Source organism: Vibrio sp. HA2012, from assembly GCF_002812955.1.
In the GTDB taxonomy this organism is placed as follows: domain Bacteria; phylum Pseudomonadota; class Gammaproteobacteria; order Enterobacterales; family Vibrionaceae; genus Vibrio.
In genome coordinates this window covers 859,423-873,369 of record NZ_PFXK01000001.1, presented here as the reverse complement: position 1 = coordinate 873,369, position 13,947 = coordinate 859,423, and the positions used below count along the sequence as shown (strand labels likewise).

13 protein-coding genes are annotated in these 13,947 nt (G+C 47.2%); all 13 read left to right on the top strand.

Features of this window, described 5'->3' with window-relative positions; translation table 11 throughout:
* A partial coding sequence (locus CSW98_RS03920) for a flagellin (protein ID WP_100799122.1) occupies positions 1 to 818 on the top strand: 818 nt, incomplete at its 5' end.
* Positions 819 to 1,154: 336 nt separating this feature from the next.
* Positions 1,155 to 2,294: a flagellin gene (locus CSW98_RS03915; protein ID WP_100799121.1), complete on the top strand. Its 1,140-nt coding sequence runs from the start codon at positions 1,155 to 1,157 to the stop codon at positions 2,292 to 2,294.
* A gap of 77 nt (positions 2,295 to 2,371) precedes the next feature.
* Positions 2,372 to 2,812 carry a flagellar protein FlaG gene (flaG, locus tag CSW98_RS03910; protein WP_100799120.1) on the top strand — a complete coding sequence of 147 codons (441 nt, stop codon included), beginning with the start codon at positions 2,372 to 2,374 and terminating at the stop codon, positions 2,810 to 2,812.
* Positions 2,813 to 2,831: 19 nt separating this feature from the next.
* On the top strand, positions 2,832 to 4,817 hold the full coding sequence (fliD, locus tag CSW98_RS03905; protein WP_100799119.1) for a flagellar filament capping protein FliD: 1,986 nt from the start codon (positions 2,832 to 2,834) through the stop codon (positions 4,815 to 4,817).
* A gap of 3 nt (positions 4,818 to 4,820) precedes the next feature.
* Positions 4,821 to 5,126 carry a flagellar protein FliT gene (fliT, locus tag CSW98_RS03900; protein WP_100799118.1) on the top strand — a complete coding sequence of 102 codons (306 nt, stop codon included), beginning with the start codon at positions 4,821 to 4,823 and terminating at the stop codon, positions 5,124 to 5,126.
* A gap of 15 nt (positions 5,127 to 5,141) precedes the next feature.
* On the top strand, positions 5,142 to 5,552 hold the full coding sequence (fliS, locus tag CSW98_RS03895) for a flagellar export chaperone FliS (protein ID WP_100799117.1): 411 nt from the start codon (positions 5,142 to 5,144) through the stop codon (positions 5,550 to 5,552).
* Between the two features lie 233 nt (positions 5,553 to 5,785).
* Positions 5,786 to 7,255, top strand: a complete 1,470-nt coding sequence (locus CSW98_RS03890; RefSeq protein WP_100799116.1) for a sigma-54 dependent transcriptional regulator — start codon at positions 5,786 to 5,788, stop codon at positions 7,253 to 7,255.
* Between the two features lie 144 nt (positions 7,256 to 7,399).
* The gene (locus CSW98_RS03885; protein ID WP_100799115.1) at positions 7,400 to 8,440 is read left to right on the top strand and encodes a sensor histidine kinase; all 1,041 of its coding nucleotides are present in this window, start codon (positions 7,400 to 7,402) and stop codon (positions 8,438 to 8,440) included.
* The gene (locus tag CSW98_RS03880; protein ID WP_100799114.1) at positions 8,440 to 9,876 is read left to right on the top strand and encodes a sigma-54-dependent transcriptional regulator; all 1,437 of its coding nucleotides are present in this window, start codon (positions 8,440 to 8,442) and stop codon (positions 9,874 to 9,876) included. Before CSW98_RS03885 ends, CSW98_RS03880 begins: the two co-directional genes overlap by 1 nt.
* Positions 9,877 to 9,963: 87 nt before the next feature.
* A complete protein-coding gene (fliE, locus tag CSW98_RS03875; protein WP_100799113.1) occupies positions 9,964 to 10,275 on the top strand; it encodes a flagellar hook-basal body complex protein FliE in 312 nt (103 codons plus the stop codon).
* 15 nt (positions 10,276 to 10,290) lie between these two features.
* Positions 10,291 to 12,036 (top strand): flagellar basal-body MS-ring/collar protein FliF, encoded by a 1,746-nt coding sequence (gene fliF, locus CSW98_RS03870; RefSeq protein ID WP_100799112.1) that lies wholly within the window; start codon positions 10,291 to 10,293, stop codon positions 12,034 to 12,036.
* Entirely contained in the window at positions 12,029 to 13,081 is a 1,053-nt protein-coding gene (fliG, locus tag CSW98_RS03865; RefSeq protein ID WP_100799111.1) for a flagellar motor switch protein FliG, read from the top strand. The genes fliF and fliG overlap by 8 nt, the downstream gene beginning before the upstream one ends.
* A gap of 66 nt (positions 13,082 to 13,147) precedes the next feature.
* Positions 13,148 to 13,945: a flagellar assembly protein FliH gene (gene fliH / locus CSW98_RS03860; protein WP_100799110.1), complete on the top strand. Its 798-nt coding sequence runs from the start codon at positions 13,148 to 13,150 to the stop codon at positions 13,943 to 13,945.
* Positions 13,946 to 13,947 lie beyond the last annotated feature (2 nt).

The following is a 13,947-nucleotide window of genomic DNA, read 5'->3' as shown; positions in this document are numbered from 1 at the left end:
AGTCGGATCGGGTTGCGATTCAGGAAGAAGTGGTTGCCCTGAACGATGAATTGAACCGTATCGCAGAAACAACCTCTTTTGGTGGTAACAAACTGCTGAACGGTACTCACGGTACGAAATCTTTCCAGATTGGTGCAGACAACGGTGAAGCCGTGATGCTGACGCTGAAAGACATGCGTTCAGACAATAAGATGATGGGCGGTGCCAGCTATGTTGCCGAAAACGGCAAAGATGGAAACTGGAAAGTTCAGGCAGACGCATCCGATCTGACCATGACACTGACGGACTCATTTGGTGATGAGCGAGAAATCACGATCAACGCAAAAGAAGGCGATGATATTGAAGAAGTCGCCACCTACATCAATGGTCAGCAGGATCTGGTAAAAGCGTCGATCAATGAACAAGGTGAACTGCAGATTTTTGCGGGCAGCAACAATGTACAGGGTGAGATTGCTTTCTCCGGTGGTCTGGCTGGTGAGCTGGGTATGAGTGAAGCGAAAGGTGTGACGGTCGATACCATTGATGTTACATCAGTCGGTGGCGCACAGGAATCGGTAGCGATTGTGGATGCAGCCCTGAAGTATGTAGATAGCCACCGTGCAGAACTGGGTGCGTTCCAGAACCGTTTCGACCATGCGATCAACAACCTGGACAACATCAACGAGAACGTAAATGCTTCGAAGAGCCGCATCAAAGATACCGACTTTGCGAAAGAAACGACCTCGATGACCAAGGCACAGATCCTGCAGCAGGCTTCGACGTCGGTTCTTGCACAGGCAAAACAGGCACCGAACTCAGCCCTGAGTCTGCTGGGCTAATAACCCGAAGCGGACAAAGTGATACCAAACCCGGCCAGTTGGCCGGGTTTTTGTTTATGGATGCTACGTTATTTTCTGTATACACATAGAAGTGCATATCTGGTTTATTCTTATTTAGAAATGGATAACACATACAGGGTATGGCTAGTTTTATCAAAATTGTGACAATGATCAGGCATTTTCATCCAATGTAAAAAAATTAAGAAAAAAAGAAAATTTCTCCTAAAGGATTCATTTTGACCGCCGTTAACGGGAATGAGAGAAATGAAAAACGATGTGCCTAAACGAGGTGAGAGACGTGGCGGCCATCACCCTCAATGCCTAAGGAGATCAATTATGGCAATTAGTGTAAACACGAATGTGTCTGCAATGACCGCTCAACGGCACCTGAATAATGCTGCTGGTGGTTTAAATAAGTCGATGGAACGCCTGTCTTCAGGCTATAAGATCAACAGCGCGAAAGATGATGCTGCGGGTCTTCAGATCACCAACCGACTCACATCCCAAAGCCGTGGCCTGGATATGGCTGTCCGTAACGCTAATGATGGTATATCCATTGCTCAGACAGCAGAAGGTGCAATGAATGAGTCTACCAACATTCTTCAGCGTATGCGTGACCTTGCGCTGCAATCTTCAAATGGTTCTAACACCCGCTCAGAACGTGTAGCGATTCAGGAAGAGGTTTCTGCCCTGAATGATGAACTTAACCGTATTGCAGAAACAACCTCTTTTGGTGGTAATAAGCTGCTGAATGGCGCGTTCGGTTCACAGTCTTTTCAGATTGGCGCAAGTTCTGGTGAAGCGGTTAAGCTGACTATGGGCAACATGCGCACCGATACTATGGACATGGGTGGCGTTAACTATACTGCTGGTATTGCCAAAGGTGCAGACTGGACGGTTCAGGACGGCACAACCGAGTTTACTATTGACTATACGGATAAGCAGGGCGAAGAAAAAACACTGAGCATCAATGCCGTTGCTGGTGATGACATCGAAGAAGTCGCCACCTATATAAACGGTCAGTCAGATGACCTGAAAGCCTCTGTAACAGAAGATGGTGAACTGCAGGTCTTTGCTTCTAGTCAAACCGTTCAAAATAACAGCGTAAGATTCAGTGGTGCGCTTGCCGGCGATCTGGAAATGAGTGACGACGGTAAAGCGATGACAGTGCAGGATATTGATGTGACCAGCGTAGCCGGTTCACAGCAGGCGATGTCTATCATTGATGGTGCACTGAAGAGTGTAGATAGTGAGCGTGCATCACTGGGTGCATTCCAGAACCGCTTTAATCATGCGATCAATAACCTGGAAAACATTAACGAGAACGTGAATGCATCCAGAAGTCGCATCAAAGATACTGACTTTGCTAAAGAAACGACTCAGATGACTAAGAGTCAGATTCTTCAGAATGCGAGTACATCAGTACTTGCACAGGCAAAACAGACTCCATCGTCAGCTCTGAGCTTGTTGGGTTAGATAGGTTGGGTCATCTGACCTAAACTTATTGTATAAGGTGAGTATTCATCTACCCAGAAGGTGGAAGGGAGATCAGTATGGAAATACCATCATACACATCGAACATCCAGCCTTATGGCTATTCTGGTGGCACAAAAGTTGCTTCAGATAGTACTGGCGTGAAGAATGCGGTAACAGATCCGACTGTATCTGCGGATACGACACCCGGACAAGCTCCGGTACAGAAAGAGAATGCTGTAAAGGTTCAGGAAACCAAACCGGCTGAAGATATCGTACAGAAACGAATCGAAATCAATCGGCGTGAACTGGAAAAGATGGTAGAGCGGATGGATGAATTCGTTAACTCTATCAATAAAGGCCTCTCTTTTCGTATTGATGAAGAGCTGGGACGTGATGTTGTCACTATTTATGAAGTTAGTACCGGTGACATAATCAGGCAGATTCCGGATGAGGAAATGTTAGTGATACTAAGACGCCTTGCAGCCAGATCCTCAGGTTTTGTTGAGGAAAAGGTCTAACTATCTGAAGGTGAGTTGAATGAGTTTAAACCCATTGGGTATGTCATCTGGCATGGATATCAATTCTATGGTCAGTAAAATTGTTGATGCGGAGCGGGTGCCTAAACAGCAACGCATCGACAATGAACGGACCCAGATTGATGCCAGCATCAGTGCCTATGGGCGGCTCAGAGAGTCACTGGATACAATGAAGAACCTGATGACCAGCTTTCGTCAGGATAAGGCTTTCGCAGTAAGGAAAGTTGAATCGAGCGATGAAAGTGCGGTTTCAGCGACTGCAACAACAGAAGCTATTGCTGGTAAGTATGCTGTCGATGTACTGCAGCTTGCTCAGAGTCACAAGGTTGCATCACAGCCTATGGCTGAGGATCTTGAATTTGGCCCTGGTAAGCTGCATATCCAGCTTGGCGACAAAAAATTTACGGTTGATGTTGCAGACAAATCCGATTTAAAAGATGTACTTAGAGGAATAAATGGAGCCAGTGGTAATCCTGGCGTCCGTGCCTCTGTTATTAACGATAAAGATGGAAAACGATTGATTGTCGCATCTGAACGTTCGGGTGCAGAGAATCAAATCAAGATCAGCGTCGATTCAGGCGCAACTAATCCCCTGAAAAAATTTGAATATAAAACGCTGGAAGAGCGTATTGAATCTCTGGAAAAAGCGCGTATAGCGGCCCGGGAAGCTCTGGATGCACCACTACAGGGGGATGAGTCTCAATCTGTTGTGGATGGAAGTACCGGTATTCTGGACAGTGATTCTCAGGGAGATGAACCTGAAAATACCGGAGCGGCAGAAAATGTCCTGGCTCAGAGTAGTGTGAGTACGGATGGCAGCGATTTGTCTCAGTCTGCGGCACAGACGGCTTATCTGCCTCCGGAAGAGAGGATCCCCGGCTGGACGGAAACGGCTTCAGGAACTCTGCTTGATTCTTATGAAGAACCTGAACCTGAACTGGATCAGAAAGCACTGGATAAAATGAGTGATGTTCCGGGCTGGACAAATACGGCTTCGGGTACACTCACTGATTCTTATATGACACCAGAAGAGGCTAAAGCAGTCAGAGAAGCGGATCTGGCTGAGAAGCGGGCAGAAGTCGCTGCGGAAAAAGCAGCGATTGAAGATGCGGTTAGCAGAGGGGAACTGACTGACGATGAGGCGGAGCAACTGCTGAGGGAGCAGATGTCACCGGAAGAACGGGTACGTCAGGATAAGATCAACGATACTCAGGCTGCATTAAAGGCCGCAGAAGACTCTATGTCGGCATACAGCGGAATGACTGAGGTACAGCAGGGACAGGATGCGTTGGTCATGCTGGATGGAGTTGCCCAGTTAAGCAGTGGAAATAATGTGATTGAAGATGCTGTTGAAGGGATTGATATTACGGTAAAAGGCGTTACGGATCCCGCGCAGAAATCAGCCGAAATTGGTGTCGAATATGACAGAAACGGTGTACGGGAAGACATAGAACAGTTTGTGACAGCTTATAACAATTTTTATCAGACCAGCCGTCAGTTAGCGGTGTCGGATCCAGCAACCGGACAGAAAGGACCGTTAGCAGGGGACAGTATCATCCGTTCCGCGGAATCCCGCCTTCAGTCTGTATTTAACGGGGCAATCAGTCAGGCTCCGGATGATTTGAAGACACTGAAATCTTTCGGTATTACCAGTACCCGGCAGGGAACTCTGGAAATTAATTATGATCTTCTGGATAGGCAGTTAAATAAAAACTTTAATCATCTGGAAAGTTTTTTTGGCGGAAGAGATGGTTTTGCTAAGAGAGTTGAGGATGCGATTCAGGGGTTAACCGGAGCATCCGGAATGCTGCGTACCCGGGAAGATACGTTGAGAGAAAGGAATTATCGTCTGGACGATAATCAGGCGGCATTAGATCGCCGGATAGACAGCCTGGAGCAGAGAACACATGATAAATTTGCCGCAATGCAGGATGCAACGGCAAAAATGCAGAGCCAGCTTTCCGGTATGATGAGCGCATTGGGGTGATAGATGACAGGTTATCTGGATGAATTAAGTGATCTGGATCATGATTTAATGTCTCTTTTTTTGGAAAGTGAGTTAAATACTGAAGAAATTACCCAATTAGTCGATAAAAGGGAACGGTTATTGCTTTCTCTTAAAGAAGAGCGACAAAAAACGCCGGAATTTGAACGCTCACCGGAATGGCTGGCAGCAGTCGCAAGAACACAACAGCTTGTTGAGCAAATGCAGGCTAAGACGGGCCAGATAGGTGAAGAGTTAAAGAAATATCGCCACGGCAATAAATCTGTTCAGCGGTACAAACAGTTTTTATAAGTAAAGAGGAATACCATGCGAGGTTCATTACAAGCATACAAGAAGGTGTCAGTTGACAGTCAACTGAGTGCGGCATCACCGCACAAGGTGATCCAAATGCTGATGGCAGGTGCAATTGAACGTTTAGTGCAGGGTAAAGCGGCTATGCAGCAAGGCAATGTGGCTGTTAAGGGCGAGCGTCTGGGTAAAGCTCTGGATATCATTATCAGTTTGCGTGGATGTCTGTCCATGGAAGATGGCGGAGACGTTGCATCGAATCTTGACCAGTTATATGAGTTTATGATCACACAGATTTCGCTGGCCAACGCAGAAAACAATCCGCAACCGATTGATGACGTTATCGACATTATTCGTGAAATTAAATCTGCTTGGGATCAGATTCCGACTGAATATCATAACCTGACATCGGCGGAGCTGGGTCAATAACATTATGAATTCTTTTTAATTTAGTTCAGAAGTGGCAACATGCAGGTTGCCTTATTTAATATATTCAATAAAATAGACGCCATTAGTTAAAGTCCGTTTAGCTGATGGGCTTTGTTGTAGCTGTTCTCATGAGATTGTCTGCTGTTGTACAGATGCTTGTTTTTTAAGCTTAAATCAAGAGCAAAGACATAGCCGCAATGGAAAGAAAAATATAAAGGCGCTATTTTATTTTTATGCAAGGTTTGGCAAAACTGCTGATAATTGAAGATGATACGCAGATGCAGTCGCATTTGAGTTCTATCTTTGAGTTTATCGGAGAGCATGCTGAAGTTCTGGGTTCGGATGTTATTGACAGAGTCGATTTTTCTAAAGCCTGGGTCGGATGTGTTATCGGCAGTATAAATAATCCATCAACAGTGGCAGCGTTGAGTGAAAAGCTCGGACGCGCTGTTCATATTCCTCTTTTGGCTTTAAGTACCTCTGTTCTGCAACTGGAAGATCTACCTCACTATGTCGGTGAGTTGGAACTGCCGCTGAATTATCCTCAGGTAAGCGATGCTCTCAGACACTGTGCCGGTTTTCTGGGCAAAAATGGTCTGCATCTTTCCTCGTCACGTAAGAATACGCTGTTTCGCAGTCTGGTTGGCAATAGTCCCGGCATAAAGGAAGTGCGCCATCTGATTGAACAGGTTGCCGCGACGGAAGCTAATGTGTTGATCCTCGGTGAATCCGGAACCGGAAAAGAGGTGGTTGCACGTAATGTGCACTATCACTCTTCGCGGCGTAACGGACCATTTGTTCCTATTAACTGTGGCGCGATTCCCCCTGATCTGCTTGAAAGTGAACTATTTGGTCACGAAAAAGGCGCATTTACCGGAGCGATTACCTCTCGTAAAGGACGTTTTGAGCTGGCAGAAGGCGGCACTATTTTTCTGGATGAAATCGGTGATATGCCGATGCCTATGCAGGTTAAATTACTGCGGGTTTTGCAGGAACGCAGTTTTGAACGTGTCGGAGGTAATGCGACTATTCGGGTGAATGTCCGCATTGTCGCTGCAACACACCGGAACCTCGAGCATATGATCAGTGACAGTAGTTTTCGGGAAGATCTTTTCTATCGGCTGAATGTGTTTCCTATAGAAATGCCGGCATTGAAAGAACGTAAAGAAGATATTCCCCTGCTTCTTCAGGAACTGATGCTAAGAATGGAAGCTGAGGGCAGTCAGCCTATCTGCTTTACACCGAGAGCGGTGAATTCTCTGATGGAGCATGCCTGGCCCGGGAATGTCCGCGAACTGGCTAATCTGGTGGAACGTATGGTTATCCTTTATCCGAACAGTCTTATTGATGTAAACCATCTTCCGACAAAGTACCGTTACAGTGATATTCCGGAATTTCAGCCGGAAGAAAACGGTAGCCGCTCAGTCTCTGTCGAAGAACAGGAAAGGGACGTTTTGCAGAATATTTTTTCGGAAGACTTTGTTTTTGATGATGTTCCTGAAATGGCTATTGATACGGTTGATGCACAGGTGTTACCGCCGGAAGGGGTTAATCTGAAAGAGTTACTGGCAGAGATGGAAGTGAGTCTGATTAATCAGGCCTTGGATGCTCAGGATGGTGTTGTCGCAAGGGCGGCTGATATGCTCGGCATGCGCAGGACGACGCTGGTAGAAAAAATGAAGAAATACAGTCTTAACCGTTAGGCAGGGTTGTCCGCAGTATTAGCGTGTGCTTTGTCAATAAATTGACATTCGATAGTTTTTTTGTAACCGTATGATATAAATGAAAAATAGTCTGGCTTGCAAATTGCATCTCAGGCTATTGTTTTATGTAGACGAGAAACTGACATGCCAGTAGCAGAACAACAGGATAATCCGGTGTATTTAGCCTCTCTGAAAGAGCAGGTGGGACGCTATCAGCAAGTGCTGGATGTTATGCCTGCCGGGGTTATTCTGCTGGATACGCAAGGTGAGGTTCGGGAAGCCAATCCGGAAGCGCATCGTTTACTGGACGTTCCTCTGGTCGGGGAAAAATGGTTTTCGGTTATCCAGAGCGCTTTTGCTCCGCAGGAAGATGACGGGCATGAGGTGTCACTGAGAAACGGACGTAAGGTTCGTCTGGCTATCTCTGCTTCTTCAACCGGGCAGCTTATTCTTATCACCGATCTGACTGAAACCCGTTTACTACAGTCGAGAGTCAGTGACCTGCAACGACTGTCTTCTATCGGAAGAATGGTTGCCTCTCTGGCTCATCAGGTCAGAACTCCTTTATCCAGTGCTATGTTGTATGCTTCTAATCTTGGTGCTCCTAACCTTCCTACTCCGACCCGGGAACGTTTTCAGACTCGTCTGATGGATCGTCTGCACGATTTAGAAAAGCAGGTCAACGACATGTTGTTGTTTGCTAAAGGGGGAGACAACAAAGTGGTTCAGCCATTTAGAGTGGCAGAATTGGTCGCAGAATTTCAGCCGATGGTAGAGACAGCGATAAAAAATAATCAGATTGATTTCTGTCTGGAAGCTGAAGGTGAACAGGCACAACTGCTGGGTAATGCAAATGCAATTGCATCGGCACTCAGCAATCTGGTGATTAATGCAATACAGATTGGCGGAAAAGAATCTCAGGTTGATGTGTTTTTCCGTCCTGTAGGCAATGAACTTAAGATCTCTGTGCAGGATAACGGGCCGGGTGTTCCCCCCGAGCTGCAGAGTAAGATCATGGAACCGTTTTTTACAACCCGTTCTCAGGGAACGGGGCTGGGTCTGGCTGTCGTACAGATGGTCTGCCGGGCGCATAAAGGACGTCTTGAACTTTTATCTGAACCGGGGGATGGCGCTTGTTTTACCATGTGCCTGCCGCTGAAAAACGACAACTCAGGAGACGAATAATGGCTCAAAGTAAAGTGTTAATCGTAGAAGATGATGAAGGCTTGCGTGAGGCACTGGTTGATACACTAGCGCTTGCCGGATATGAGTGGATCGAGGCGGATTGTGCTGAAGATGCTTTGGTGAAACTGAAAACAGAAGAAGTTGATATCGTTGTCTCAGATGTGCAGATGGCGGGCATGGGAGGGCTGGCATTGCTGAGAAACATTAAGCAGCACTGGCCTAATCTACCGGTTCTTCTGATGACGGCATACGCTAATATCGAAGATGCGGTGGCTGCGATGAAAGAAGGAGCCATTGATTATATGGCAAAACCTTTTGCACCTGAAGTACTGCTGAATATGGTTAGCCGATATGCTCCGGTCAAATCTGACGATAACGGCGATGCGGTTGTTGCCGATGAGAAAAGTATCAAGCTGATCGCTCTGGCAGAAAAAGTGGCGAAGACTGATGCCAACGTGATGGTTTTGGGGCCGAGTGGTTCAGGTAAAGAAGTGATGTCCCGGCATATTCATAATATGTCCGGTCGCAAAGATGGCCCTTTTATCGCTATTAACTGTGCCGCTATTCCGGACAATATGCTGGAAGCTACGTTGTTCGGTTATGAGAAAGGTGCTTTTACCGGCGCAGTTCAGGCGTGTCCGGGTAAGTTCGAGCAGGCACAGGGCGGTACGATTCTTCTGGACGAGATCAGCGAAATGGATCTGAATCTGCAGGCTAAACTGTTGCGGGTCTTGCAGGAAAGAGAAGTTGAACGTCTGGGTAGCCGCAAAAGTATTAAGCTGGATGTTCGGGTTCTGGCAACCAGTAACCGGGATCTTAAACAATATGTGACTGAAGGAAACTTCAGGGAAGACCTGTATTACCGTTTGAATGTATTTCCGATTGCCTGGCCACCATTGTGTGAACGTAAAGGTGATATCGAACCGCTGACCCGCCACCTGACGGAACGCCATTGTCAGAAACTGGGGCTTCCTGTTCCTGATATTGCACCGGCAGCCGTAAACAAGCTGTTGAGCTACACCTGGCCGGGCAACGTTCGTGAACTGGATAATGTCGTTCAGCGGGCACTGATCCTCAGCGAACAGGGTCATATTCAGGAGGAGCATATTCTGTTGGAAGGCGTTGACTGGCAGGATGCAAACAGTCTGCAGACTGCTGTTCAGGCGGATATGGCGGTTCCGGTCGTTAAACCGATAGCAGAACCGGGCTCCTTGCTGGCGGACAATATGGATGATTATGTACTGGAAAAGAACCTCTCTTCCGGAGAAGGGTTGGGTGGTGAACTGCGTGATCAGGAGTACGCTATCATTCTGGAAACGGTGATCAAATGCAATGGCCGGCGTAAGGAAATCGCAGAAAAGTTGGGCATTAGTCCAAGAACATTACGTTATAAGTTGGCAAAAATGCGTGATGCAGGTATTGAAATACCGGGCTGATAAGGGCTTATTGCCCATGGCATATTAATTGCAGCGTCAAAATAAGAACAGGATAACAAGTCAAATTATTGGCTTAGTGGGGTTAGAATGAATATTGGTGGCATACAGAGTGAAATGCAGGCAATGAAGCTGGAAGCGTCAAACACAACGCAACCGGCAACCGGCCAGCGGGTTGGCGCAGACTTTGGTCAGATGCTGAATAATGCTATCAATAATGTAAATGCCCTGCAGCAAAGTTCCAGCGATCTGCAAATGCGCTTTGACCGTGGCGACGAAGATGTGTCTCTTTCAGACGTTATGATAGCGAGAAATAAATCCAGTGTGGCGTTTGAGGCGACCATTCAGGTGAGAAATAAGCTGGTAGAGGCTTATAAAGAATTGATGAATATGCCAGTTTAATTTGGGTGACTGACCGTGGCTGATGAAAATAAATCAACAGATGTTGCAGTAGCTGGCTCAGGTTCTGATGGTGCACTGACAACCACAAGCGGAATGGATACTGATACTCAGGATATTGATCTGCACGAAAAAAGTTCATCCAAGATGGATTTTGCCGTAGGTGATTTGGATCTGCTGCGTCAGGTTGTTCTCGTCTTGTCTATCTCGATCTGCGTGGCTCTGATCGTTATGCTGTTTTTTTGGATGAGAGAGCCGGAAATGCGTCCGCTGGGTACTTACGAAACCGATGAACTGATCACGGTTCTTGACTACCTTGACCAGCAGCAATTCGAATACAAACTGGAAGGAAACACCATTCAGGTTCCCGTTGATGAATACAGCAGTCTTAAACTGAATCTTGCTCGCGAAGGGTTAAATAAAAGCGATCAGGCTGGTGATGATATCTTACTGAATGATATGGGGTTCGGGGTATCACAGCGTCTGGAAACCGAGCGATTGAAACTGAGCCGGGAGCGCCAACTAGCTAAAGCCATTGAACAGATGCGTCAGGTGCGTAAGGCTTCCGTATTGCTTGCACTACCAAAACAGAGTGTATTTGTTCGTCAAAATCAGGAAGCATCGGCGACCGTATTTGTGACTCTGCGTATGGGAAATACCCTGAAGCAGGAAGAAGTGGATTCTATTGTGGATATGGTTGCCAGTGCTGTACCGGGAATGAAACCGACCCGCGTAACCGTGACTGATCAGCATGGTCGTTTGCTCAGTTCCGGTTCTCAGGACCCGGTGGCGACAGCTCGTCGTAAAGAACAGGATTTAGAGCGTAAGCAGGAACAGACTCTGCGGGATAAAATTGATTCGGTATTGATCCCTATTCTTGGTATCGGAAACTATACGGCTCAGGTGGATATTCAGCTCGATTTTAGCGCGGTTGAACAGACCCGTAAACGGTTTGATCCCAGCACATCATCGACCCGCAGTGAATATACTCTTGAAGACTATAACAATGGTAACGTTGTTGCCGGTGTTCCGGGAGCGCTGAGTAACCAGCCTCCGGCTGATGCGTCTATTCCACAGGATGTGGCACAGATGAAAGATGGCTCGCTCCTCGGGCAAGGTTCTGTGCATAAAGAGGCGACCCGTAATTTTGAGCTGGATACGACGATCAGTCATGAGCGTCGTCAGACGGGAGTGGTTGACCGTCAGACAGTCTCCGTGGCGATTAAAGACCGGGCTGTAACTAATCCGGATAGTGGTGAGGTAACCTATGAACCGCTGTCTGCAAATGAGCTGGATGCCATTCGTCAGGTGCTGGTCGGTACGGTTGGATTTGATGCTGAGCGGGGCGATCTGCTGAATGTGCTGAGTGTGAAATTTGCTGAACCTGAAATGGAACAGATTGCTGATGTGCCTATCTGGGAACATCCGAACTTTAACAACTGGGTTCGCTGGCTTGCGAGTGCGCTGGTTGTGATTATTGTAGTTTTGGTTCTGGTACGTCCTGCGATGAAGAAACTGCTTAATCCGAATGCGGATGATGAAGCCGGTGTGGCATATGATGAGCACGGCATGCCTATCATGGATGGCGAGATGAGTTTGATCGGTAGTGATATCGACGGCGGTGAAGTATTTGAGTTTGGTTCCGGAGTGGAACTGCCGAACCTGCATAAAGATGAAGATGTGCTCAAAGCGGTACGGGCACTTGTTGCTAACGAGCCGGAACTGGCGGCTCAGGTTGTGAAGAACTGGTTAGTCAATGGCTGATGATATTGTAAAACGTGAAAATGGCGGTGATGGGTCGACGGAAATCGATGTTACCTCTATTCCCGGAGATGAAAGAGCGGCTATCCTGCTGCTGAGCCTTAGCGAAGAAGATGCCGCAGGCATTATCCGTCACCTTGAACCTAAGCAGGTGCAACGAGTGGGGAGTGCGATGGCGAGAGCTGCCGATCTGAATAATGAAAAGGTGACAGCAGTTCACCGTGCTTTCCTGGAAGATATCCAGAAATACACCAATATCGGAATGGGCAGTGAAGACTTTATGCGTAAGGCTCTGGTTTCTGCTCTGGGTGAAGATAAGGCTAATAATCTGGTTGATCAGATCCTGCTTGGTACCGGTTCGAAAGGGCTTGATTCTCTGAAATGGATGGATCCTCGTCAGGTTGCCAGCATTATTGTAAATGAACACCCGCAGATTCAGACTATCGTATTATCTTATCTGGAAGCCGATCAGTCGGCAGAAATCCTGTCACAGTTTCCTGAACGTGTTCGTCTCGATTTGATGATGCGTATTGCCAATCTGGAAGAAGTACAGCCATCAGCATTGGCAGAACTGAACGAGATTATGGAGAAACAGTTTGCTGGTCAGGCTGGTGCTCAGGCAGCCAAAATTGGTGGCCTGAAAGCCGCTGCTGAGATCATGAACTATATGGATAACAGTGTTGAAGGCATTCTGATGGATCAAATTCGCGACCAGGATGAGGATATGGCGACTCAGATTCAGGATCTGATGTTTGTATTCGACAACCTGATTGAAGTTGATGATCAGGGAGTGCAGAAATTGCTGCGTGATGTGCCTCAGGATGTTCTGCAGAAGGCACTGAAAGGTGCTGATGAAGCGCTGCGTGATAAGATCTTCAAGAACATGTCCAAACGTGCTGCTGAGATGATGCGCGATGATATTGAAGCAATGCCTCCGGTACGGGTAGCGGATGTAGAAGCTGCACAGAAAGAGATCCTTGCTGTAGCACGTCGGTTGGCAGACAGTGGTGAAATTATGCTGGGTGGTGGTGCTGACGAGTTCCTGTAAGTGGAATCGCGGCCAGAACCCGGTGATCAGACAATATAGTGGTAGTCAGATAGCATAGGGTGGGTTATGTCTCTTGAGCGTAAACGTGGTTTTCTTCGGCCTGATGAAGAAGGTGCTAACGTCAAGCCTGAACGATGGGGCTTGCCGGATTACACACAGGAAAGCAGCAGAGAGGCAAAAAATACGGCATTTAATTATGATCCGGGCTGGAAGCCGGATTTTGAGCCGCCGAAAGAAGATATTCCGGTTGAATTGACAGCGGAAGATATCGAAACGATTAAAAGATCTGCCCATGAAGAAGGTTACCATCAGGGACAGGAAGCTGGATTTACTGCCGGATACGATAAAGGAAAAGAGCAGGGGCTGGAGGCTGGACAGGCAGAAGGTTTCGAGCTGGGTAAAACGGAAGGTATTACTGCCGGACAGGAATATATCCGACAACAGGTAGATATTTTTATGAATCTTGCCAACCAGTTTGCCCAGCCACTGGAGCTGATGAATGCTCAGGTTGAAAAACAGCTGGTGGATATGGTACTTGCCATTACCAAAGAGGTGGTACATGTGGAAGTGCAGATGAATCCTCAGGTTATCCTTGATACTGTCCGTGAATCGGTTGAAGCATTACCAATTTCCGGTCATCCGATCACACTGAAACTGCATCCGGATGATGTAGCGATTATCCAGTCTGCTTATGGTGAAGCAGAACTGGACTGCCGTAACTGGACTTTGGTGACGGAGCCTTCGTTAAACCGCGGTGATGTGCAAATAGAAGCCGGTGAATCTAGTGTAAGTTATAAAATGGAAGAACGGGTACGTTCCGTTCTGCAGTCTTTTTGTGGTGTAAACCGGCATCAGGGGGAATAAAC